At 50.7% G+C, this 23,079-nt stretch carries 17 protein-coding genes; 9 read left to right on the top strand and 8 right to left on the bottom strand.

The window, feature by feature from the left end; all coding sequences use genetic code 11:
* Nucleotides 1-137 precede the first annotated feature (137 nt).
* From ilvC to KQY15_RS13735, 7 genes are all read left to right on the top strand, one after another.
* The gene (ilvC, locus tag KQY15_RS13765; RefSeq protein WP_217670109.1) at nt 138-1,619 is read left to right on the top strand and encodes a ketol-acid reductoisomerase; all 1,482 of its coding nucleotides are present in this window, start codon (nt 138-140) and stop codon (nt 1,617-1,619) included.
* A 165-nt stretch (nt 1,620-1,784) separates the two neighbouring features.
* Entirely contained in the window at nt 1,785-2,219 is a 435-nt protein-coding gene (locus KQY15_RS13760; RefSeq protein WP_254795715.1) for a methylglyoxal synthase, read from the top strand.
* A gap of 10 nt (nt 2,220-2,229) precedes the next feature.
* Nucleotides 2,230-3,042, top strand: coding sequence for a TlpA family protein disulfide reductase (locus KQY15_RS13755; RefSeq protein ID WP_217670107.1), 813 nt, complete (start codon nt 2,230-2,232; stop codon nt 3,040-3,042).
* A 94-nt stretch (nt 3,043-3,136) separates the two neighbouring features.
* The gene (locus tag KQY15_RS13750) at nt 3,137-4,156 is read left to right on the top strand and encodes a Fe(3+) ABC transporter substrate-binding protein (RefSeq protein ID WP_217670105.1); all 1,020 of its coding nucleotides are present in this window, start codon (nt 3,137-3,139) and stop codon (nt 4,154-4,156) included.
* A 42-nt stretch (nt 4,157-4,198) separates the two neighbouring features.
* Nucleotides 4,199-5,833 carry an ABC transporter permease gene (locus tag KQY15_RS13745; RefSeq protein WP_217670103.1) on the top strand — a complete coding sequence of 545 codons (1,635 nt, stop codon included), beginning with the start codon at nt 4,199-4,201 and terminating at the stop codon, nt 5,831-5,833.
* Nucleotides 5,834-5,835: 2 nt separating this feature from the next.
* A complete protein-coding gene (locus tag KQY15_RS13740; RefSeq protein ID WP_217670101.1) occupies nt 5,836-6,873 on the top strand; it encodes an ABC transporter ATP-binding protein in 1,038 nt (345 codons plus the stop codon).
* 75 nt (nt 6,874-6,948) lie between these two features.
* Entirely contained in the window at nt 6,949-7,986 is a 1,038-nt protein-coding gene (locus tag KQY15_RS13735) for a tetratricopeptide repeat protein (protein ID WP_217670099.1), read from the top strand.
* A gap of 31 nt (nt 7,987-8,017) precedes the next feature.
* On the opposite strand, the gene KQY15_RS13730 is transcribed toward KQY15_RS13735, so the two are convergent.
* The 3 genes from KQY15_RS13730 to KQY15_RS13720 all read right to left on the bottom strand — a co-directional run bounded on the left by KQY15_RS13730 (nt 8,018) and on the right by KQY15_RS13720 (nt 11,457).
* Nucleotides 8,018-8,770 (bottom strand): substrate-binding periplasmic protein, encoded by a 753-nt coding sequence (locus KQY15_RS13730; RefSeq protein WP_217670097.1) that lies wholly within the window; start codon nt 8,768-8,770, stop codon nt 8,018-8,020.
* Between the two features lie 205 nt (nt 8,771-8,975).
* Nucleotides 8,976-10,145: an E22 family MetX-like putative esterase gene (locus KQY15_RS13725; protein WP_217670095.1), complete on the bottom strand. Its 1,170-nt coding sequence runs from the start codon at nt 10,143-10,145 to the stop codon at nt 8,976-8,978.
* 10 nt (nt 10,146-10,155) lie between these two features.
* Nucleotides 10,156-11,457 carry a GntP family permease gene (locus KQY15_RS13720; RefSeq protein WP_217670093.1) on the bottom strand — a complete coding sequence of 434 codons (1,302 nt, stop codon included), beginning with the start codon at nt 11,455-11,457 and terminating at the stop codon, nt 10,156-10,158.
* A gap of 154 nt (nt 11,458-11,611) precedes the next feature.
* Here KQY15_RS13720 and KQY15_RS13715 point away from each other — a divergent pair, with 154 nt between their 5' ends.
* Nucleotides 11,612-13,924, top strand: a complete 2,313-nt coding sequence (locus KQY15_RS13715; protein ID WP_217670092.1) for a TonB-dependent receptor — start codon at nt 11,612-11,614, stop codon at nt 13,922-13,924.
* 72 nt (nt 13,925-13,996) lie between these two features.
* Nucleotides 13,997-14,638, top strand: a complete 642-nt coding sequence (locus KQY15_RS13710; RefSeq protein ID WP_217670090.1) for a response regulator — start codon at nt 13,997-13,999, stop codon at nt 14,636-14,638.
* On the opposite strand, the gene KQY15_RS13705 is transcribed toward KQY15_RS13710, so the two are convergent.
* From KQY15_RS13705 to KQY15_RS13685, 5 genes are all read right to left on the bottom strand, one after another.
* On the bottom strand, nt 14,635-15,690 hold the full coding sequence (locus KQY15_RS13705; RefSeq protein WP_217670088.1) for a carboxylate-amine ligase: 1,056 nt from the start codon (nt 15,688-15,690) through the stop codon (nt 14,635-14,637). The genes KQY15_RS13710 and KQY15_RS13705 overlap by 4 nt on opposite strands.
* 23 nt (nt 15,691-15,713) lie before the next feature.
* Nucleotides 15,714-17,228, bottom strand: a complete 1,515-nt coding sequence (locus tag KQY15_RS13700) for a DHA2 family efflux MFS transporter permease subunit (protein WP_217670086.1) — start codon at nt 17,226-17,228, stop codon at nt 15,714-15,716.
* A gap of 6 nt (nt 17,229-17,234) precedes the next feature.
* Nucleotides 17,235-18,248 (bottom strand): HlyD family secretion protein, encoded by a 1,014-nt coding sequence (locus tag KQY15_RS13695; RefSeq protein ID WP_217670084.1) that lies wholly within the window; start codon nt 18,246-18,248, stop codon nt 17,235-17,237.
* Entirely contained in the window at nt 18,239-19,435 is a 1,197-nt protein-coding gene (locus KQY15_RS13690) for a hypothetical protein (RefSeq protein ID WP_217670082.1), read from the bottom strand. Before KQY15_RS13690 ends, KQY15_RS13695 begins: the two co-directional genes overlap by 10 nt.
* Nucleotides 19,436-19,563: 128 nt before the next feature.
* On the bottom strand, nt 19,564-23,049 hold the full coding sequence (locus KQY15_RS13685; RefSeq protein ID WP_217670080.1) for a PAS domain-containing hybrid sensor histidine kinase/response regulator: 3,486 nt from the start codon (nt 23,047-23,049) through the stop codon (nt 19,564-19,566).
* Nucleotides 23,050-23,079: the final 30 nt, after the last annotated feature.

Here is a 23,079-nt window from a genome sequence, read left to right as displayed (position 1 = left end):
ACTACCATTAACTTATTAACGCAAGCTACTGAGCCATTACTGTCATTAATCAGTCATCGGGATTGGTTATGGTTGGCAAGTCAGAGATGCGTAAGGTAAGCCGTGCTTATCCGCTAAAATGAATTCTGAGAAATTGTATGAGTAATTATTTTAATACCTTAAGTTTACGCCAGCAGTTGCAACAGCTGGGCCAGTGCCGCTTTATGGATAAAAGTGAGTTCAGCGATGGCTGTAATTTTATCAAAGACTGGAACATAGTTATTGTTGGTTGTGGTGCTCAGGGATTAAACCAGGGCTTGAATATGCGTGACTCTGGTTTAAATATCAGCTATGCCCTGCGCGAAGAAGCGATAAGTGAAAAGCGCGCGTCATTTGAGAAGGCCAGCAGCAATGGTTTTACGGTAGGCACCTATCAGCAGTTAATTCCACAGGCTGATTTGGTATTAAACCTGACACCGGATAAACAGCATAGCAGCGTGGTTGATGCGGTTATGCCATTAATGAAGCAAGGCGCCACGTTGGCTTATTCGCACGGTTTTAATATTGTGGAAGAAGGCAAGCAAATACGGCCTGATATTACAGTAGTGATGGTGGCACCGAAATGCCCGGGTACTGAAGTGCGGGAAGAATACAAACGCGGTTTTGGGGTGCCAACATTAATTGCAGTTCACCCAGAAAATGACCCTAAAGGTCAGGGTTTAGCAGTAGCTAAAGCTTATGCTTCTGCCACTGGCGGTGACCGCGCTGGCGTATTGCAGTCGTCGTTTATTGCCGAAGTTAAATCAGATTTAATGGGTGAGCAAACCATCCTGTGCGGCATGTTGCAAACAGGTGCCATTCTGGCGTTTGATAAACTGGTTGCAGAAGGCACTGAAGCCGGTTACGCAGCCAAGTTAATTCAATATGGCTGGGAAACAGTAACCGAAGCGCTGAAGCACGGTGGCATTACTAATATGATGGACAGGCTGAGTAATCCGGCCAAGATTAAAGCCTACGATTTAGCAGAAGAGCTAAAAGAAACGCTCAGGCCGTTATTTGAAAAGCATATGGACGACATTATCAACGGTGAGTTTTCCCGCACCATGATGGCCGACTGGGCCAATGATGATAAAAACCTGCTGACCTGGCGCGAGCAAACCCGCGAAAGTGGCTTTGAGCAGGCACCGGTTTCAGCTGAGAAAATTGCTGAACAGGAATATTTCGACCGCGGTATCTTGTTAGTCGCTATGGTAAAAGCCGGGGTTGAACTGGCGTTCGAAACTATGGTGGACGCCGGTATTATTGCCGAGTCGGCCTACTACGAATCGCTGCACGAAACGCCGCTAATTGCTAATACTATCGCCCGCAAGCGTTTGTATGAAATGAATGTGGTTATTTCAGATACAGCAGAATACGGTAATTACCTGTTCGCGCATGCAGCAGTGCCGTTGTTGCGCGACAAAGTGAACAGTTTAAGCAGTGATTACATTGGCAAAGGGTTAAGCCAGAGCCAAACCGGTGTCGATAACCTGAAGCTGATTGCAGTAAATGACGCAATTCGGCAGCACCCGGTAGAAGTAGTCGGTAAAAAATTACGTGGCTATATGACAGCCATGAAACGAATTGTGGAAGCAGGCTAAACTGCAGCAAAAAGAATGAAGTGGTTAATGGCAGTTAATTAGCAAGCAGTGCTTCGGTTAACGCCAGACCAATAACGATGTTATACGTGGACCTTGGTTGTTTTGCCCCGCTTGTCGGGGCTTTTTTTTGGGTGTAAGGTCAACTAAATCTTTAACGCGGGACGTATGATGAAAAATATAGCACTGGTGGCGCACGACGGTAAAAAAGCCACGTTATTAGAATGGATTGGCAAACATAAAGCGTTTTTTGCTGACAAAAACTTAATTGCGACCGGGACTACCGGTAAACTGATTAGCGATGCGCTTAAGCAACCGGTGCAGTGTATGGCGAGTGGACCAATTGGCGGCGATCAGCAAATTGGCGCGTTAATCGCCGAGCAAAAGATAGACTGGCTGATTTTCTTTTGGGATCCGTTATCATCCCAGCCACACGACCCTGATGTTAAAGCATTAATTCGCTTAGCCGTGGTGTGGAATATTCCGGTGGCCTGTAACCGTGCTACCGCCGATTTTATTATTCACTCCAGCCTGTACCAGCAGGATTACCAGCGTGAAGTGCCGGATTTTTCAAAGCATAACCAGCGTATGAGTAAAGACTAAGGGAGCAAGTATGACTGCAGTAAGTCTTGGCCCCCTGGCATTGCCTATTACGCCATTGTTACTATTGATCAGTGTGCTGGTTGGCTTACTGGTTGCTGCTCTGGTGGGTCGGAAGTATAAGGTGTCGGTTACTGATCCGCTGTTAACCATTTTGCTGGGTAGCCTGTTGTTTGGCCGGTTGGTGTTTGTGGCTCGTTTCGCGGACAGTTACGATTCGTTCTGGCAAATGCTGGATATCCGGGATCGGGGTTTTGATACGACCGCCACACTGCTGGCGGCGCTGTTGATTGCCAGCTGGCTGCTATGGCGCCGCCGGCAACAGCGTCAGGCATTGCTGGCCGGAGTATTAACGGTAACTATGCTGTTTGGGGCTTTTAGTTCGGTTATTTATGTTGGCCGGCAGCAGGCTGCATTGCCTGCCATCAGTTTTCAGCAACTTAACGGTGACAGCGTCAATCTGGCTGAGCTGGGAGCAGGCCAGTTAACAGTAGTGAATCTGTGGGCTACCTGGTGCCCGCCGTGCCGGCGTGAGATGCCGGTACTGCAACAAGCCGAGCAAGACTATCCTGATGTGCGTTTTGTGCTGCTTAATCAACGCGAGCATCCTGAAACTGTGCAGCAATACTTGCAGCAGGCCGGGTTGGACTTTCAACATTTGCTGCTGGACCGGCAAGGCCTGTTAGCCACTCAGCTTGGCGCACATGGACTACCAGTTACTTTGTACTTTGACCCGGCAGGCCAGTTAATACAAAGCCATATGGGAGAGTTGTCGTCCGCCAGCCTGGCGCAAAGCCTGCAGCAACTCGGTGTTACCTCAGAATAATTAGTGAAATATAGATCGGAAACTTATTGAGAATAATTCGCGTTTGTGGTTATATAGCAACCCTGCATGTTACCCAACGTTGGAGTAGGCCTTTATGCGAATAAAACCGACACTGTTAGTTATTTCTGCCCTTGCCAGTGCCTTGCTGGGCGCAGCCTCAGCTTTTGCTGATGAAGTAAATATCTATTCGGCCCGGCAGGAAGAGTTAATCAAGCCCCTGCTCGATAAATTCAGTGATCAAACCGGTATCAAGGTTAATTTAATTACTGGTAAACCGGACGAGCTAATCAGCCGGCTGGCCAGTGAGGGGCGTAACAGCCCGGCAGATATTTTAATCAGCACAGATGTTGGCCGGCTATACCGGGCTAAACAACAAGGTGTGTTGCAAAGTATAGATTCAGAAAAGTTAACCACGGCCATCCCGGAGCAACTGCGGGACCCTGCCGGCCAGTGGTATGGTTTAACCATGCGGGCCAGACCCATTATGTACATACCGGGTAAAGTTAAACCGGAAGAATTATCAACTTATGCTGATTTAGCCAGCCCGAAATGGCGTGGCCGCATTTGCATTCGCTCGTCTGATAATATTTATAATCAATCCATGGTTGCCGGCTTAATTGCTCATGAAGGTGCAGCTGCCGCTGAACAGTGGGCAAAAGGTCTGGTAGCTAATTTTGCCAGGCCGCCCCGCGGTGGTGACAGAGACCAGATTAGTGCGGCAGCAAGCGGTGTATGTGATATCGCCATTGCCAACACCTATTATTTAGGCGGCATGCTGGCGGATGACGAGCAGCGCTCGGTTGCCGAAAAAGTAAAAGTATTCTGGCCAGATCAGCAGGGTAATGGTGTTCATGTCAATATCTCCGGTGCTGGGGTGGCAGCTTATGCCCCTAACAAAGACAACGCCGTGCGCTTGCTGGAATATATGGTTACTGAGCAGGCCCAGCAATGGTATGCCGAGACTAACCATGAATACCCGGTGGTTACCGGGGTGCAAGCCAGTGACTTATTGCAGAACATGGGCGATTTTAAAGCCGATAAGTTGAATCTGGATAAACTGGGTGAGCTTAATGCCGAAGCTATCAGGGTAATGGATCGCGCAGGCTGGCGCTAGTCAGCAGCCAGATCCAGTACAGCGGATCAGCAAAGAGGTAGTATGCTGCCAATAAAAGCGGATATCTGGCGTTGGTCAGTACTAATACCGGCATTGCTGTTGGCAATGCCGGTATTAGTTGTTTTTGGCAGCGTACTCAGCCCTGATATTGAGGTTTGGCGTCATCTGCGCCAAACGGTTCTTGCCGATTACATTATAAATTCGTTGATATTGGCGTTTGGCACCGGAGCTGGTGCCCTGCTTATTGGTACCGGTACCGCCTGGCTGGTCAGTCAGTATCAATTTTTTGGCCGGCGTGTGTTGCAGTGGTTGCTGCTACTGCCACTGGCGATGCCGGCTTATATTATTGCTTATACCTACACTGGTATGCTTGATTTTGCCGGACCGGTGCAAAGCAACATACGTGAATATTTTGGCTGGAGCTACGGTGATTACTGGTTCCCGGAAATCCGCTCGCTGGGCGGCGCCATTCTGATGTTGTCGCTGGTATTGTATCCTTATGTTTATATGCTGGCACGCAGTGCATTTCGCGAACAATCTGGCAGTATGCTTGAAGCTAGTCGCACTCTGGGTTTTAGCCCGCGTCAGCATTTCTGGAAAGTGGCGCTGCCACTGGCCCGGCCGGCATTACTGACCGGAGTCGCACTGGCGATGATGGAAGCTTTCGCCGACTATGGCACAGTTCAATATTTTGGTATTGCCACCTTTACCACTGGTATTTTCCGCACCTGGTTTGGCATGGGCAGTCAGCAAGGAGCTGCTCAGCTTGCGGCCCTGCTCAGTAGTTTTGTGTTACTGCTACTTGTACTGGAACAATGGTCCAGACGAAAAATCCGCTATTTTTATCAGGGCCAGCGTCAGCAAATCAGCCCGTTGCGTACCTTAGCGCCGGCTCGTCAGCTGCTGGTCACGTCATTGTGTTTGTTGCCGGTGCTGCTGGGTTTTATTGTGCCGGCTATACAGCTGCTCAACTGGGCGTGGCCAAACGCAGCAGTGTTATTGACGGCAGATTTTGGCAAACTGGTCTGGAACAGCTTTAGTCTCGCGGCATTGGCCGCTGTATTGTCTGTAGTGCTGGCGTTACTGTTTGGCTATGCCAGCCGGCTGCGGCGCGACCCACTGGTCAGGTTGCCAGTGCGGTTAGCTGCCTTGGGCTATGCGATACCGGGTACCGTTATTGCCATTGGGGTGATGATCCCGCTGGCCTGGGCAGATCGGAATATTGATTTACTGGCCGAGCAATGGTTTGGGGTTAGGACGGGTCTGTTGTTCTCCGGCACCTTATTTGCGTTATTGCTGGCTTATAGTGTGCGTTTTCTGGCCGTGTCGTTACATAGCGTAGAAGCTGGCCTTGAGCGAATTAAACCCAGTATGGACAATGCAGCCCGCTCGCTGGGTGCCAGCCCGCTGCAGGTGTTACGCCGGGTGCATGTGCCGCTGTTGCGGGGCAGTGTGTTAACCGCACTCATGCTGGTATTTGTTGATGTATTAAAGGAACTACCAGCTACCCTGATTTTACGGCCATTTAATTTTAATACCCTGGCAGTACGTACTTATGAGCTGGCGTCAGATGAACGCCTTGCCGATGCCGCTTTACCAGCGCTGGCTATTGTCTGTGTTAGTATTATTCCGGTTATATTGTTGTCGCGGACGCTGGATGCCAGCAGAGGATCTTAAGCATGTTAGTTCTGGATAAGCTGGCAGTTGCCTATGGCCCGCATGTGGTGGTCAAAGATGTAAGCCTGGCGCTGGCCGAGGGCCAGATTGGTTGCTTAGTCGGCCCATCGGGCTGTGGTAAAACTACCTTGCTACGGGCAATAGCGGGCTTTGAACCTGCCGCCAGCGGCAGTATCAGTTTGCAACAGCAAATCGTCAGCGATCAGCAAACACAGTTGGCGACAGAGCAGCGCCGGGTAGGTATGGTGTTTCAGGATTTCGCGTTATTTCCTCACTTATCAGTCGCCGACAATATCAGCTTTGGCCTGCAGGGGCAGAGCAGCAAACAAAAAATGCAGAAAGTAAAGCAACTGCTGCAGCTGGTGGGCTTGCCTGATCTTGCCAACCGTTATCCACATCAGTTATCGGGCGGGCAGCAACAACGGGTGGCGTTAGCGCGGGCGCTGGCACCCGAACCTAAAGTAATGTTACTGGACGAGCCATTCTCCAGCCTGGATGCCGAGCTGCGCGAAGCGTTGGCCCGTGACATCCGGCAAATTCTGCAGCAGCTGAAAATTACCGCGGTAATGGTAACCCACGATCAGTACGAAGCCTTTACCATGGCCGATATGGTCGGGGTAATGCAGCATGGTAAATTGCAGCAGTGGGCCACACCCTATGAGCTTTATCACAAACCGGCCAGCCGCTTTGTCGCCGATTTTGTCGGCCGTGGAGTGATGTTACCCGGTGAAATGCTGGATAGTGCGAGGGTGCAAACCTGTCTGGGTATTTTTAACCAGCGTTATCTGCAGAACGCCACTACTGGTGATAAAGTGGATGTGCTTATAAGGCCCGACGATATCGTGCACGACGATGCCAGTGGTATTACCGCCAAAGTGCTGGAGAAATCGTTTCGAGGTTCACACATTTTGTATACCCTGGCGCTCAGCGGTGGCGAGCAGGTGTATTGTCTGGCACTCAGCCATCATAACCATGCCATCGGTGAGCAAATCGGCATCCGGCTCGATTTAGACCATTTGGTATTATTTCCGCGTATTTAGCAGGGAGCATGCTTTTGAAAAGTGACTACTTAGCTTCTATAGTAAAAGTCTGAATCGACAGCAAAAGGGGTAGGTTTGTTAAAAAACTTCGCGTTGATTTGGACACTAACAGCCGTACTATGGCCACTTCAATCTGTCGCCGATGTGGTTACTGCATTAGATGAAGCGGAAGATTATCTGACGGTGAACCCTGCTCACACTATTGTGCTGTTAGATAGTATTAAAGACCAGACAAAGGAGCCGCTTGATTTATTTATCCGTCACAATGTGCTGTTGCTAAGAGCCTCTGTGCCAACGAATAAGTTAGATCGGTTGATTCAGGCTCTGGATGTAATTTTTGAGTATCACCAGCATCCTTATTTCCAGCAAGAACTTACTGCTATAACCAGTGCACTGGGGATCTGGCTCAGGCGCAATAATTATTTACACGATGCTCAGAGCAGCATAGCGTGTTCGTACAAATACGCCACGACTGACAAGCAGCGGTTAACCTTGACTAACAGCAAGGCATTGCTGGCATGGCAGCTAGATGAACCTGACAAGGCCCGCACTTTGTTTAACCAGGCCCAGGCATTGGCCCGGCAGTCTGCGCAGCTGAATGTGTTGGCTATGGCAGAAAATAATCTGGGCTTGCTGGCGTTTGACCAGGGCAATATTCAAGTTGCTGAAACCCACTTTCGCACGGCATTGACTCAGTATCAGGCACTTAGCTTACGTGCCGGGCAAATATCGGCTGGTATCAATTTGCTGTTTATTTTCTTAATACAGGAAGATATAACTAACTTTCAACGCCTGTACGCCCCCACAGCCATACTAACAAGAAGTTTTCCGAACCAGGCTAAACAAGCGTTACTTTTTTGGCTGGAGACCCGATTTCAGCAGTTGCAGGGACAAACCATAGTTGAGAAGACTCGCCAGCAGCTGCGCGAAACATTCGGACAAATGGAGGACAGAAAAGTAAAGCTGTTGATTCAGCGCTACCTTGCGCCAAAGCTGGAGCTTGAACTTACGCTTCCCGAGCCTGCTGACCGTAAAATATTTGAGCGTTCATGGTTCAGCAAGGTGATCGAATGCGCCTGGCCATTAAATAGTGGTGCCAAAGGTAGTAAATAAGTTGCAGGGGAAGTTGTTATCATAGCTCGTTTTAAGTTTTTGGTAATAACGAATCGATAATTTGCTGATACTTACCCGAAGCCCTTAATTGCTGCAGCCCCAGATTAAACTGTTCGATCCGTTGCTGATTAGCTGGGTCTTTTTTTGATAACACCAGATACATTGGTCGTTGCTCCAGAGCAGGGGTAAGCCACTCCAGTTGCTGTTGATGTTGCGGCAGTTTATGCTCAAGTAAATACAGGCCATTAAGTAAGTCAGCAGGCACCAGGTCGACCCGCTGCAGCGCCAGCATAGCCAGTGCCTGCTCGTCAGTGGCTACCTGGATGGTTTTAATGCCGCTTTCTATTAAACCCAAAGGCTGTATATAACCCTGCACCACGCCCAGCCGTTGCTGCTGCCTGGCAAGATCCTGAAAATTGCGGTAATTAATGGTCTCAGCTTTGCGCTTAAACAGCACAATCTGGTTGGCGTACAGTGGCTGTGAGTAATAAAAATGGGCAGTACGATGTTCACTGTACCAGGCGGCAACCAGGCCACTGTAATGGCCCTGCTGACTTTCATACAGCGCCCTGGCAAAGGGAAGAAAGTCTATTTCCAGCTGCACACCTTGTAGCGCAAAGGCCTGGCGGATAATTTCGATAGTGGCGCCCTGCTGGGCCATTTGCTCACCATAATGCGGATAATAGTTACTGCTGGCTAAGCGAATCACTTCGGCCCGTGGGGCGCCGCTAATCAGTATCAGAAGCAGCAGACAAGGTAGAAATTTAGATAACCTGATAAACATATGATGCAACCTTTCTAACTAATACAATAACAATACTGTTATTAGTTTTGGTAATTGGAAAGTGTTACATATTTATCGGGCAATTCGAGAGGCAGGCTTTAGAAATCAGTTAAATATCAGTTTTCTATCTACTTTGTAAGCGAAATCAAATAAAAAGGGACACCCTATGTAAGCGGCATCCCATCCAGGAACTGACAAAAAATCGTTATTCGGATTCTATAAAGCTGCGGATTTTATCTGCTACGGCGCTGATGCCCACCACACCATCCAGGTGACCCCAGATGCCGGGTATTTCGGCATAATCAACGGTTTTACCGGCCGCTTGCATGGCTTCGGCACTGGCCTTTGCCATTTCAGGTAACAGCAGCTGGTCGCCACTGGCTGGCAGAAACAGCGTTTTAGCCTGAACACGGCTAAGGGCCTGCTGCCAGTTATCGCCCATGCCGGCCCGGTATAATTGCGAGGCGCGGATTAAGTACAGGATATGATTCGCGTCCTGCATTTTTGCCCGTAGTTTGGCATGGGCCATTAATTGATCCCAGGCAGAAAAGCTGGCCAGAATATCACTGTGCGGCGCTTTATCTGTTTCCGGAGCCGGGTAGCGCATGTTAAACCCCGTAGGGTACACTGCATCCTGAATAATATAAGCGAGGGCAGTAGTTAAACCTTGTTCTGGCTGGCCATGCTGATAATAGTCGCCTCCACGCCAGGCCGGGTCTTGTTTAATCGGATAGGCCCAGCGTTCTAAACGCACTGCGGCCCAGGCATCAATATAGGCGGTGCCAATGACTGGTATTAACCGCTCAACCCGCTCTGGATACCGGGTGGCCCATTCAATCGCCTGAAAAGACCCCATTGAACCGCCAATTACTGCGTGCAGCTTGTCAATGCCTAAGCTATCCAGCAGTGCTTTTTGCACCTCAACAAAGTCACCAATGGTTACCACCGGAAAGGTTAAACCATAAGGTTTGCCAGTGGCCGGATCTATGGTTGCCGGCCCGGTAGTAATGACATTTGGATCAAAGACATTGGCGTTAACCAGGGTGTCTACACTCAGTACATAGTATTTGTTAGTGTCAATAGCTTTGCCCGGGCCAATAATAGCGTCCCAGTACCCCGGCGCAGCGTCAGCTTCAGCGTATTTACCCGCTGCATGCGAGCTGCCAGAGAAAAAATGGGTGATCAGAATGACATTCGATTTATCATCATTAAGTTCGCCATAGGCTTCCCAGCCGACTTTTACCGGGCTGATTACGGCACCATTTTCGGTTTTAAAGCTTTTAATTTCAAAGGCCTGCTTTTCAACCAGCATGGCCTGGCTGCTGCAACCGGTCAGCAGCAGGCCCAATAATAATAATGTATTGAATAATTTCATCTAATCTTCCTTAAAACCACTGAAACAACGCGATGGCCAACACCACACCCAGCAGCGGCATCAGCACACTGACTACGGCCATTGGCCAGTAAGCGTTCTGGTGAGTTTCACCACAGATTGCCCGAATAGTGGTTACAACGTAACCATTATGCGGCAGTGAGTCCAACGCACCTGATGAAATGGCGACAACCCGGTGCAGTTGTTCGGCATCCACCCCACGGTCTAAATAAGTTGGGGCAATTTCCGGTAGCGCTATGGCCTGGCCACCGGAGGCTGAACCGGTTAAACCGGCGATGGCGCTGACGGCAACAGCTGCGCCAACCAGTTCCGGGCCGGGCAGGTGGGTCATATAATCTACCACGGAGCTAAACGCCGGGGTTAATTTCGCCACACTGCCAAAACCGACTACTGCAGCTGTATTACCGATAGCCAGTAATGCCCCTAACACACCTTCATTAGTGGCTGCCGCCGGATTAGCCAGAAAGCGGAAATTAAGCAGATATAAACTGACCACACCACCTGCCAGGGCAATGATTAACGCGGCTTGTTGCAAGCTATCGTGTAACAGAAACGAAGTAACAAGTACCACTAACAGAGGAATTAAACCGGTAAGCCAATGCGGCAGAGGTTTGTCGGTTAAGGTTGGATCGCTGCTACGTTGCACAAATTGCTCGCCGTTTTTCACCGCGTTTTTAATCATCCACATCAGGCTGAAATAGCCACCTACCGCCATAAACAGCGCGACAACAATACTGACTTGCCAGCCAGCGTAGGGTGTGGTTCCCAGGTACGGAATGGGGATCCAGTTCTGAATTTCAGGTGAGCCGGCAGAGGTCATGGTAAAGGTTACTGAGCCCAGCGCCAGTGCAGCCGGAATAAAGCGTCTGGGTAAATTGGCGCCTTTAAACAAACTGACCGCCATTGGGTAGGCAGAAAACGCAACGACAAACAGGCTAACCCCGCCGTAAGTCAGTACGGCACAAGCCAGCACAATGGCCAGTACCGCCCGGGTATGGCCCAGTCGTTTAACAATGGCCAGCGCCACGGCATCGGCAGCACCGGTATGCTCCATCAGTTTACCGAACAGTGAGCCCAGTAAAAACATCAGAAACCAGGCGGCAACAAAACCGGCGAAGCCATTCATGTAGCCATGAACAAAATCAATTTTATCAGCCACTTGCCAAAATGGTATACCATTGGTGACTGCAACGAGTAACGCACACAACGGAGCCGTAATAAATAAATTGAAACCGCGCATGGTGAACACAATCAGCAAGCCCAGCCCCAGTAGTAAGCCAAAGATACTTAACATCGGCAAATCCTTGTTATCATTTTCAGCTAGTCTGATACAGCTTGGCTGTTGTCACCATAGTACTAAGGTACAGGTTAAAAATTCTGCGTTTAGGCCTACAGTATCACCACTGGTGAGTACCACATTTTGCAATCAATCAGCAGGAGAGCCAACGATGGCCAATAACTATAACAAAGATGCACAGCACAAGTTTACCCGCCCGGCCCTTACACCCAGCCTGTTAGCACTGGCGATTAGCAGCTGCCTGGTAGCGCCGCTTATGGCACAGGATCAGGCTGCCGCTGACGCTGAATTAAAGCTGGAGCGAATTGAAGTCACTGCAAGGCGGACGGTTGAAAGTCTGCAGGAAGTGCCGGTAGCGGTAACCTCGATAGGGGCGACAGACATCGCTGAACGCGGGTTGTCCTCAGTCGTAGAAGTACAACAGTTTTCACCTAATACTACTTTGCAGGCCAGCCGGGGCACTAACTCGACCTTAACGGCATTTATCCGCGGCGTAGGCCAGGAAGATCCACTGTGGGGTTATGAGCCAGGCGTAGGTATTTATATTGACGACGTTTATGTAGCGCGGCCACAAGGGGCAGTGTTGGATATCCTGAATGTAGAGCGGATTGAAGTATTGCGCGGCCCGCAGGGCACCCTGTATGGTAAAAACACCATAGGTGGTGCCCTGAAGTATGTGACCCGCGAGATGACCGGCGACACCGAGTTTTCGGTAAGCGGCACAGTGGGCAGTTACAACCAACGCGATGTTAAAGTAACGGGCCAGATCCCACTGATTGCTAACACCTTGTATCTGGGTGTCGGTTATGCCAATTTACAGCGCGATGGCTACGGTCAGTTCCTGACGTCAGCCCTGCCGGGGCAAGACCGGGAAAACTATAACAAAGATTTGCAGGCCCTGCGCCTGACCCTGGAATACCGGCCACAGGATAACCTGTTTTTCCGGTTGAACTACGATAAAACCGAAGATGATTCAAACGCCAAAGGTGGTTACCGCTTATTACCAAGCCTGTTAACCGATGCGCCGGTGCCAGATAGTGTTTACGATTCTTACACCAGTATGCCAACCTGGAATAAGGTGGAAACCGATGGCATCAGCTTAACGGCACAGTGGGATATTAATGATAATTTCACGTTAAAGTCGATTACCTCAGAGCGTACCAGTTATTCACCCACTAATATCGACTTTGATAATACCTCTATCCGGATTTTCGATGTGCCGGCTATTTACGACGATGAAAACTTCACCCAAGAACTGCAGTTAAATTATCAGACTGATGGTTTTAAAATGGTGTCTGGTTTGTATTACTACACCGCCGATTCATGCGGGGTGTTTGATGCTGTGCTTGAAGTATTAGGTCAGTCTCTTGGCGCACCGGGGTTAACCCGTGAAGTTGGCGGCTGCAGCAACACCGACAGCACTGCGGCCTATGCCCAGGGCAGTTACGATTTTAACGATAAGTGGTCAATTACCGCCGGTTTACGTTACACCAAGGATGAAAAGGAAGCGACAGTTCGCAACGGCCTGATATTTGACACCGTTTACCCGGAGTCTGGCTGGATCCCAGGATATGTGCGGCCGGATGGTTTAACCACACCGGTGGTGCTGGATGATAAAGAAAGCTGGAATAAACTGACTCCGAAAATTGGCGTGGAATACCAGCACAGCAGAGATATGATGTTGTTCGCCAGCTTTAGTCAGGGCTTCAAGTCCGGTACGTTCAACCCGCGGGCAACCGTCGCCGAGCCGGCTGCTGATCCCGAAACCGTTAATTCTTATGAAATCGGTATGAAAAGCGACTGGAACGATAGTCTGCGGCTAAATGCCACCTTGTTTATGCTGGAGCATAAAGACCGCCAGTATATTTCGGTGATTCCGGATCCGGACGATGCCTCGGCATTAAACCAGCGTCTGGGTAACGTAGGTCGTTCTGAAGCAACCGGTGCTGAACTGGAAGTTACCTGGTTAGCCAGTCGCAACCTGAATATTTACGCCAACATAGGTTTAATTGACGCTTCGTTTGAAGAGGCGCTGACCTTTGATCCGGTACAAGGCGCGGTAGATATTTCCGACCGTTTCACCATTACCAATACCCCGGAAACCACCGCAACAGTAGGCTTTAGCTACGACATGATTACCGACTTTGGCGATATTGTCTTTAATGGTAACTATGCCTATCGCAGTGATTATGATCTGGTGGAACTGGATAACCTGTTGTCACAGGATGCTTATGGTCTGCTTAATCTGGGTGTGACCTGGTTAAGCAAAAGTGGCCAGTGGCGCGTTGGGTTACATGGTAAAAACCTGACCGATGAGCAGTACCTGATTGGTAACTATGCCTTTATTGCGCCGGACCCGGCTAATCCGGGTGAGTTTATTCCCGGCTTAGGTGGCGATAATACTTTAATTGGCTATTATGGTGCACCGCGTGAAGTCAGCTTAACAGTCGCTTACCGTTTCTGATAAGTTAAAAACCTTGCCGGGGCGCAAGCCCCGGTTCATTATAGTGAGCCCCAGTGCTCAGAAGTAAACGTTATGATAGCCATCATCGCTGATGATCATCCTTTGTTCCGGGTTGCCTTAGCTCAGGCCTCGTCGGCCATTTTAGGTAACGATGCGTTGCTGTTGCAGGCGCAAACGATGGAGCAAGTCTGGCCTTTATTGCGCCAGCACCCCGATACCCATTTTATTTTCCTCGATTTAAAGATGCCTGGCTCAGACGGTTTTACCGGTTTAAGCGCCCTGCGTACGGAATACCCTGATGTGCCCGTTATTATGGTGTCTGCAGAAGAAGATCCAGTCATTATTAAGCAAGCCCTGGCATTAGGCGCCGCTGCATATATTCCAAAATCGGTACCATTAGAGTTGCTATCTGACGCCATCAGTGCCGTGTTAAACGGCGACAGCTGGTTGCCACCGGGCCTGGCGGACGATGTAAAAAACGCCAAGCCACTTATTGATAACGATTTTGCCGAGCGACTGGAACAGCTGACACCACAGCAGTTCCGGGTGCTGAAAATGATCGCCGATGGTTTGCTGAATAAGCAGATTGCCTATGAAATGAACGTGCAGGAAACCACCATTAAGCAGCATGTATCAGCAATTTTGCGCAAACTTAACGTTAATAACCGGACACTTGCCGGTATTATGTTTGAAAAGCTGCGCCTGCCTGCTTAAGTAACCAGTGCCAGCTGAGGTTGCTGGCTGGTTTTCATATTCTGGCGCTGGATTGCCGCGCCACCACCATGCTGCAGCATGGCTTTTATGGTATCTGCCACATGTGCTACCTGATGTTGCTGCAACAAAGGCATCAGCTTATCCAGCATACGATGCCAGAATACTGTTACGGCCTCGGCGGCGTCTTTATGCTGAATAGTGGCAGCTAAGCCGCGCCTGGCTGCCTGCCAACGATCTTCACGGAGCAACCAGTCATCGCCATGGTCAGGCTGCTGGCCTTTTGCAAGTTGTTGTGCCAGCCAGATGGCAATAGCAGCAGTCAGTACCGCGAGGGCGGCGGCATCTTCCGGCTCAGTTTGCATATCACATATCCGAACTTCAATAGTATTGTATAGCGGATGCAGCCTGGCGTCGGTCCAGATACTGGCCGCTTTATGAAAACAGCCGCGTTGCAGTAATTCATGGATCCGAGCCTGCTCGGCCTGCACCGAACGGATTAGCGGTGGTGTGCCGGTGCGTGGCATCAGCAGAAACTGCATGGCCCGGTAAGAACATAAGCCGGTATCGCGGCCACGATAAAATGGTGAGTTAGCACTTAACGCCAGCAGCGGTGCCAGGTAAGGCCGCAATGCGTTGAACACCTGCACCAGCAAGCTGTGATCGCTGATACCGATATGGGTGTGCATGCCAAATAAAGTTAGTGCCTTTACCGTATCCTGATATTCATCAATTACTGCCTGATAGTCCCGGGTCATTTGCAGCGCGGGCCAGTCCAGGCTGGGGTGGGTACCGCCACAGTACAGCTCCAGCTGCATGCTTTGGCTAACCCGCGTCAGAAAAGCGCGCGATTGTAGAATATGCTGATGCAAACTTTGCAGACTGAAACAAACCGGCGTGGCATGCTCCAGCATGCCCTGATGAGCCTCGTGCGACCACTGTCCGGCCGGGCAATCTGGCTCTGCCCGCAATTGGTTTAGCGGCATAACAAAGGGCTGCTTATTCGCCAGCAGTAAAAATTCTTCCTCATTACCAAAAGTGAATTGTACGCTCATGAGTTGCCGATCCTTGCCTGAGCCTAAGAGAGTTGTGGGGAAAGTGAGAGTGAGCTGCGTTTGCGGCCAAACAGAAATAACGCCAGAAACAATATTGCCATTGTTAGCAGGCTGACACTGAGCAGGGCAAAGGCGCCATTAAAAGCCCAGATACTGCTGTGCTGACTAAGCTGCTCTGTCAGCTGAGATGCTGTTGGAACCATACGCTGGTGGTTACTCAGTGCCACTGGATGCTGATTAAACAACAGCAGACTTTGTTGAAAAAATACTACTTTATAATGCTCGACATAAGTAACCAGCCCTGCCACGCCAACCGCGCCGCCCAGATTCCGGGCAACATTAAACAAAATAGCAGCAGAAGGCGCGTCCTGATCAGAGACCACCTGCAGCGATAGCAGAGTAAGTGGCATAATAAGTAATGGCACGGCAATAACACGAATTAGCTGGGGCCAGAGAAATTGCTCACCGGCAAAGTCGATGGTCATCTGAGTACACAACGCAGTGCTGACTGCACATAGCAAAGCACCTGCTACGATGGCCAGCCAGGGGTTAAGCCGCGGTGCATACTTAATCATCAGTGGTAACATCAGTAATTGTGGCACTGCTGCCATTAAAATAACCTGCGCCACCTGTGCCGGGCTGTAACTGTGCACTGAGATCAGGTAATAAGGGATCAGGTAAACAAAGCCGTAAATAACGATACCGGCCATAAAGCTGGCCAGGCAAATTAAAGCAAAGCGGAACGAGGCCAGCAAGCGCACATTTAATACAGGCTGGCGCAGCTGAGTTTGCAGATAGCAAATGTAAATAAGGCCGATAAAGCCAAACACCAGGCTAAAACGAATCGTTTGGTCGTTAAGCCATTCACGTTCAACACCGTGCTCCAGCGCAAACACCAGACTACCTAGCGCCAGTGAGAGTAAGCCTATGCCAAAGGCATCCAGAAAGTTGTTACGGTGTTCTGTCACCTGACCATGGTTGTTTGGTCCGGGCAGTGCGAACAGCAGGCCGGTTAATGCTGCCAAACCAAGTGGAATGTTAATATAAAATAACCATGGATAGTCGGCGGCGCTGAGTAGGCCGGCGAAAGAGGGGCCGGCGACCGGTGCCAGTGAGGCAAACACAGAAAATACCCCGAAGGCAGCAGCATGTTGTTGCTGCGGCAGGAGCAATTTAATAGAAGTATGAACCAGCGGTAGCAAAATGCCGCCAAAGGCGCCCTGCACAATACGACTGGCAATTAAAGTATCAAGGCTGTTGGCATGGGCGCAGGCAATGGATGCCAGCATAAAACCACACAACACCAGCACGACCAGCCGTTTCAGGCCAAGGCGGCGCATTAGCAATGGCATCAGTGGCATAGCGGCAATTTCGGCAATAATGTAGCTGGAGGTGATTAGGGTCATTTCACGCAGCGTCGCCCCTACCCGGGCTTGCAGCAGTTCAGTAGCCGTATTGGTGATATTAATACCGGCCAGCGCCATAAAGGCACCCAGCATAATGGCAACAGCAGCAATACTTTGACGGGATAGTTGCATCGGCAGTTAATCAGCTTTGCTCAGAGTAACCCGGGCTGATAAGCCCGGACGCAGCACGGGCAATTCGCTGTCGCTAAGCCGGATCCGCACCGGTACCCGTTGTTCAATCCGAATAAAATTTCCCGAAGTATAGTTAGGGCTGATTAAACTGAGTTTAGCGCCGGCCAGTGGTGAGGCCGCAATCACTTCGCCGGCAAAGCGTTGCTCAGGGAAAGCGTCGATCCGCACTTCGGCGCGTTGGCCCGGCGTGATGTCGGCGATAACACTTTCTTTGAAATAGGCTTCAATCCAAATCGCCTCTGTGGGCACCAGTGTGGCAATATTATCGCCGGCGTTAACCAGTTCGCCGGCCTGAACGCTGATGCTGGATAAAACACCGCTGACTGGTGCTAACAGTCGGAACTGGCTGATCCGTCTGCTGCTGTCTTGTTGGGCCAGGCTGTTTTTTGCCAGATCCTGCTGCAGAATGGCAGCCTGCAGTTGCCATTGCTGGTGCTGTAATGTCAGACCCTGTCGCTGCCCCTGCAGCTTTTGTTGCATTATATTGGCCCGCTGCACGCGATGCGAGGCTTGCTGCCAGTCGCGCTGCTGCACCAGACCTTGTTGCTGCAGTTGCTGCTGGCGATATAAATCGGCTTCAGCCAGTTCGAGCTCCGATTGGGCCAGGGCAATATCAAACTGTAATTGCTGTAGCTGATGGCGGATTATCGCCTGTTGGTTGGCATTGGCATCCAGTTGCTGTTGCCATTGCAACTGCTCAGCCTGCAGCTTGGCAAACTGGTGTTGCTCAGTAGCATCGTCCAGTTGCAGCAAGGGTTGGCCGGTTGTGATCTGGCTAAGTTCCTGAGCGTAACGTGCCAACACTATGCCGCTTTGCTGAGCTTTAAGATACACCAGATCGGCTTCAACATAAGCCATGTCGGTGCGTAGCGTCCGGCTCCATTGTTGCTCCCACAGGGCATAACCACTTAACATCAGGCTTGCCAGCAGCGTTGGCAGCAGCCACCATTTTATGCGCATACTTTCTCCTGAGCTTCCCGGGCTTGTTCAGCGCACAGCGCTACGGTGGCACCGCCTGCTGAGTGCTGGTTGGTCTGCTGTTGGTTCATGCCGATGCTAACCCCCGCAGTTAAGCGCGCCATCATTGCTACGGGCACTGGTTCTGCTGTGTTGTCTGGCCATAAGCTCATGACCCGGATCTCGGTTTTCAGCTGGTGCTGCTGCGGTGTGATAACACAGGTTGCATAGTTTACTTTTTGTTGCAGCATATAAGCTGCAGATGGCAGGGACTCCAGATAGGCCGCAGTGGGAGACAGCTCTACGCCGCGACCGGCAAAATCGAATAAGGGCTTACAAACACGGTCTGCCAGCATGGTGTCTGGCGCCAGACTATTAACAAGACTGACCGGCGGTAACCAGGGGCCTTGCATAAACAGCATGCTGGCTTTGGAGACAGAATAATACCAGTCCGGGTGGCCGAGCCAGCTAACGTCGGCATCGGTCAGCAACCGTCTGGCTTGTTGCGCAACGGCCTGAGGCAGGGCCGCCAAAATGAGCCGGTTGTAGATTCGCTGTACTTTGCGCTCACGGCCATCCAGCCGATAAAACAAATTGCGGCCTTTGCGGTATAACTCACTAACACAGAGCGGCTGTACTCCAAGCCGGGCGGTTAAAACAAAGCTCATGGCAGTGCGCTGCGCCAGCGGCTGGTAATCCAGCATAATTATTTCACCTGTACCATCGGTATCGCCCGGGTCGCAGCTCTGTTCAGGTTGCAGCATTTGCTGCCAAAGCTGCTGGCGTTGGGCTAAGGTCTGCCCTGCCAGCACAGTGGCGCCATAATGTTGTTCCAGAAAAAAGCTCATTGCCAGCATTGACGGAAAAGCCTGCAACTCAATCAGCTGTGGTACCAGTTGCTGTTGCTGGTTGCAGCAAAGCGCGAAGTCGACAGCAAAAAAGTGCGGCTTTGCCGGTGCGTTGCCCAGCAGTACATCCGCTGGTAGCAAGGCTCTGACGCCTGCCAGGGTAGATTGCTGCATAGCCTGACTTATTGCCGCAGCATTAGCGCTAAGCAAGCTGGCGCTAAGTTGTGGCGCCAATAGCAGCGGATAATCGGTCACCACATCGGTGCTGCTATGCTGCACCAGACGCTGCAATGCTGCCCGCGCGTCAGGCAGGTAGGGGGCGTTAACCAGATTCAAATCCATTTCTACTACATTGATGGTAAAAATGTTGCAAATGTTATCTTATTTGAGGTTAAAGTAAATTAGAGTTTCAGTTTATTTTTTTATATGCTTTATATGAATTTATGTTGTGTTCACATGGTGGGCTGATATTAGCGAAGTAGCCGGCTGAATAGTTTTTTCAGGGCGGCTGGTTTCAGGGGCTTTAACAAAAAGTAAAAACCGCTATTCAGGGCTTGTTCGCGGATGTTTTGGTCATGATCTGCTGAATGGATAATCACCGGCACATTGATGGCAAAATGGCTGGCCAGTTGTTCAGCTACTGCAACACCGGTTGCAGCGTTATCCAGATGATAATCAAACAGGCATAAATCGGGCTTTAGCCCCTGGCGAATAGCCGCCAGGGCCTCTGCGGGCTGGCTTACCGCCGTTACCTGGCACTGCCAGCTGCTTAGCAGCGCACTGACAGCACTGAGTAAGTGGGCTTCGTTATCCAGCAGCAATATCCTCTTACCAGCAAAGCTGGCACTTACTTCGCTTCTGATGGCTGGCGTTTTCTCTGGCATTACCGATGCCGCTGCCAATGGTAGGGATAAACAAAAACAACTGCCTTTGCCCAATGCTGACTGCACGGTAAGTTTATGCCCCAGAATTGCACTTATTCTGTGGGCAATGGCCAGCCCCAGGCCAAGGCCTTTTTGATCAGGTTGGCTACCTTGCTGAAACTCTTCGAAAATACGTTGTTGGTCTGCCTCGGCTATGCCAACTCCGGTATCAATAACCATTATTTTTAACTGCTGGCCAGAACGTTTTACTCCCAGGATCACTTTGCCCTGACTGGTATAACGCACTGCGTTAGCCAGCAGATTCTGAATAACCCGCTTTACCAGCTTGCGATCAGTACTGACACTGAGTTTACTGCTGTGGATCCGAAACGTCAGGCCTTTTTCAGCCGCCAGTATCGCGGCATCACGGCCAATATCGTCCAGCAGTTGGCTGACGGCGACGGTTTGCGGGTACGCTTTAATGACGCCGGAGTCGAGCTTAGTTAAATCCAGAATGGCGGTAAGCAGTTCTTCGGCCGAATTAAGTGAGTTAGTGAGATTGGCACTTAACTGGCGTAACTCGGGGGTGGTGCTTTGCTGGCGCAATAAGCCGGCAAACAGCGCTGCAGCATTAAATGGCTGCATTAAATCATGACTGGCGGCAGCAAAAAAACGGGTTTTGGCGGCAGTGCTGCTTTCCAGCTGCTTTTGGGTGTGTTGCAGTTGCTGATTAAGCTGCTGCAATTCGTAAGTCCGCTCGTTCACCCGTTGTTCTAACAGGGTGTTGCTTTGTTCCAGCTGGGTTTGAACTTCAATAAAAGAGCTGACATCGGTATAGGTGGTAACAAAGCCACCACCTGGTAGGGGGTTGCCCTGCATTTCCAGTACCCGGCCGTCCTGCTGTTGCCGCTGAAACTTATAGCTGCTGCCCTGGCGCAGAAAGCTCAGCCGTTTGCTGACTTCAGCCTCAATATTTTCACTGTCAATCAGGCCGCGCTGCAGGTTAAAGCGAATTACCTCTGCGACCGGTTTGCCAACTTCAACCATGCCCGGCGGATAGCTGAACATATCGATATAGCGCTGATTCCAGGCTATCAGCCGTAAATCGGCATCGACCACGCTGATGCCCTGGCTGATATTATCAATAGTAGAAAGCAACAATGCCTGGTTGAACTGAAATACCTGACTGGCTTCGTCTACAAAGCGTTCAACGGTTTCCATTGGCAGCTGAGCATGCCTGCCGGCAGCATCCATAATCAGCCGCATAGAGGCACCGCCCACCACAGCCGCCAGACTGCGCTCGGCAGCCTGTACCAGATTAAGCGGCGCCAGTTGATTCTGAGCGGGTGTTGGGTCTTTTAAATTACGCAGCAACAGACGCCGTGCTTCTTTTTCACCGGCAAAACGTTTAACCAGCAGATAACAATCCTGCACGCTTAACTGTGAGCTGCGACGATTATGGTCGGTACTAAGCTGGGCCCTCAGAAAACGGCCGCTTTCCAGCCATTCGCTGACCCGGGTATTACTAAACTGGCTTATCAGCAACACCATCAGGCAGTTTACCGACAAGCTTAGCAGCACCCCTAAACTTAATGGGTCTGCCTGCCAGCCAAACAACTGCTGTGGGGCCAGCCAGGACAGACCAAAAGGCCCCTGGCTCAGCCAGTTCGATCCCATTAAACCCGCCCGGCTGATTTCCGGAAGTAACAAAATATACGCCCAGACTACCGCACCACTCAGCACCCCGGCGATAGCGCCCTGGCGGTTGACCTTGCGCGATAATAAACCAAGGATTAACGCTGGCGCCAACTGCGCCACCAGCGCAAACGCCATTAAACCCAATTGAGCTAAGCCGGTTTCGGTGCCGATAAAACGGTAGTACACAAAGCCCAGCGCCATTACGGTAAGCATGGCCGAACGACGCAGGGTGGCAACTTTTACCTTGTGCTGAACGTCTGGCTGAAGCTGGCTGCTACGGTAAATAAGCGGTGCCAGTAATTCGTTGGTGATCATAATACCCAGCACTACTGTGGCAACCACCACCATACTGGTTGCTGCAGAAAAACCTCCCAGATAGGCCAGCAAAGCCACGTCGGTGCGATTTGCCGCCAGCGGCAATTGCAGTACCACCACATCAATATTGACGTCGTTTCCCAGTAGCATAACGCCGGCTAATGCCAGTGGCAGGGTAAAAATACTCATTAATAATAAATACAGTGGGAAGATCCAGCGGGCACTGCGCAGGTGACTTAACTTCTGGTTTTCAACAAAGCTGACATGAAACTGCCTGGGCAGGCACAGGGTAGCAAAAAAGCCGAGCAGGGCATGCAGCCAGTAGGCGTGCATAGGCAGCGCCTGCTGTCGCAGCTTGCTGATGGCAGGGTCAACCGCGGCGCTGTCAAAAATACTGGCAAAGCCGTCAAACATACCAAAAACCACAAAGCAGCCAATGGCCAGCAGAGCTAGCAGCTTAATCAGCGATTCAAAGGCAATGGCGGTCATCAGCCCGGGGTTAGGTTGATGGGCCCGGGCGCTTTTACTGACAAACAGTAGGGCGAATACTGCCATCCACAGGCTGACATAAAAGCCGGTATCGGTGTACCAGTGCTTGCCAACCTCTGCCTGCACCAGGGTATTAATGCTGGTAGAAACGGCATGCAATTGCAGGGCGATATAAGGAATAACCGCCATGATCAGAATTAAGGTAATTATTACTGCCAGCGAGCGGGAATGGCCAAAGCGTGTGGCGATAAAGTCGGCAACGGAGGTGATGCGATAGCGCCGGCAGGCAATGGCAATGCGGGCGATTAATTTAAAACCGAACCAGAACAGGATAAAAGAGCCGATGTACGTCGGTGGTATCCACCAGCCGTTTACTGCAGCCTGGGCGGTTACGCCGTAAAACGCCCAGGAGGTACAATAAATTGACAGCGCAAAGCTGAATATCCAGGGAGCCAGCGGATGCCTGGCGGTAATGCGCCGGCCAAAGCGGCCAACACTGAATAAAATCAGCAGGTATACCAGCGAAATGGCGGCAATGGTGGCTAAGCCAATGCCGCTGCCATTTTCAATCATCTGCTCAGGTGAAGTCATTAGTTACTCATTGCCTGATTGTGCCTCAGA

Origin of the sequence: Arsukibacterium indicum (assembly GCF_019100565.1) — a bacterium.
GTDB classification, from domain to species: Bacteria; Pseudomonadota; Gammaproteobacteria; order Enterobacterales; family Alteromonadaceae; genus Alishewanella; species Alishewanella indicum.
This window is presented reverse-complemented; position numbering and strand designations above follow the sequence as displayed.

Coding starts and splice junctions, on each gene's coding strand:
- ilvC (WP_217670109.1), top strand. CDS start 138: ATGAGTAATTATTTTAATACCTTAAGTTTACGCCAGCAGTTGCAACAG.
- KQY15_RS13760 (WP_254795715.1), top strand. CDS start 1,785: ATGATGAAAAATATAGCACTGGTGGCGCACGACGGTAAAAAAGCCACG.
- KQY15_RS13755 (WP_217670107.1), top strand. CDS start 2,230: ATGACTGCAGTAAGTCTTGGCCCCCTGGCATTGCCTATTACGCCATTG.
- KQY15_RS13750 (WP_217670105.1), top strand. CDS start 3,137: ATGCGAATAAAACCGACACTGTTAGTTATTTCTGCCCTTGCCAGTGCC.
- KQY15_RS13745 (WP_217670103.1), top strand. CDS start 4,199: ATGCTGCCAATAAAAGCGGATATCTGGCGTTGGTCAGTACTAATACCG.
- KQY15_RS13740 (WP_217670101.1), top strand. CDS start 5,836: ATGTTAGTTCTGGATAAGCTGGCAGTTGCCTATGGCCCGCATGTGGTG.
- KQY15_RS13730 (WP_217670097.1), bottom strand. CDS start 8,770: ATGTTTATCAGGTTATCTAAATTTCTACCTTGTCTGCTGCTTCTGATA.
- KQY15_RS13725 (WP_217670095.1), bottom strand. CDS start 10,145: ATGAAATTATTCAATACATTATTATTATTGGGCCTGCTGCTGACCGGT.
- KQY15_RS13720 (WP_217670093.1), bottom strand. CDS start 11,457: ATGTTAAGTATCTTTGGCTTACTACTGGGGCTGGGCTTGCTGATTGTG.
- KQY15_RS13715 (WP_217670092.1), top strand. CDS start 11,612: ATGGCCAATAACTATAACAAAGATGCACAGCACAAGTTTACCCGCCCG.
- KQY15_RS13710 (WP_217670090.1), top strand. CDS start 13,997: ATGATAGCCATCATCGCTGATGATCATCCTTTGTTCCGGGTTGCCTTA.
- KQY15_RS13705 (WP_217670088.1), bottom strand. CDS start 15,690: ATGAGCGTACAATTCACTTTTGGTAATGAGGAAGAATTTTTACTGCTG.
- KQY15_RS13700 (WP_217670086.1), bottom strand. CDS start 17,228: ATGCAACTATCCCGTCAAAGTATTGCTGCTGTTGCCATTATGCTGGGT.
- KQY15_RS13695 (WP_217670084.1), bottom strand. CDS start 18,248: ATGCGCATAAAATGGTGGCTGCTGCCAACGCTGCTGGCAAGCCTGATG.
- KQY15_RS13690 (WP_217670082.1), bottom strand. CDS start 19,435: ATGGATTTGAATCTGGTTAACGCCCCCTACCTGCCTGACGCGCGGGCA.
- KQY15_RS13685 (WP_217670080.1), bottom strand. CDS start 23,049: ATGACTTCACCTGAGCAGATGATTGAAAATGGCAGCGGCATTGGCTTA.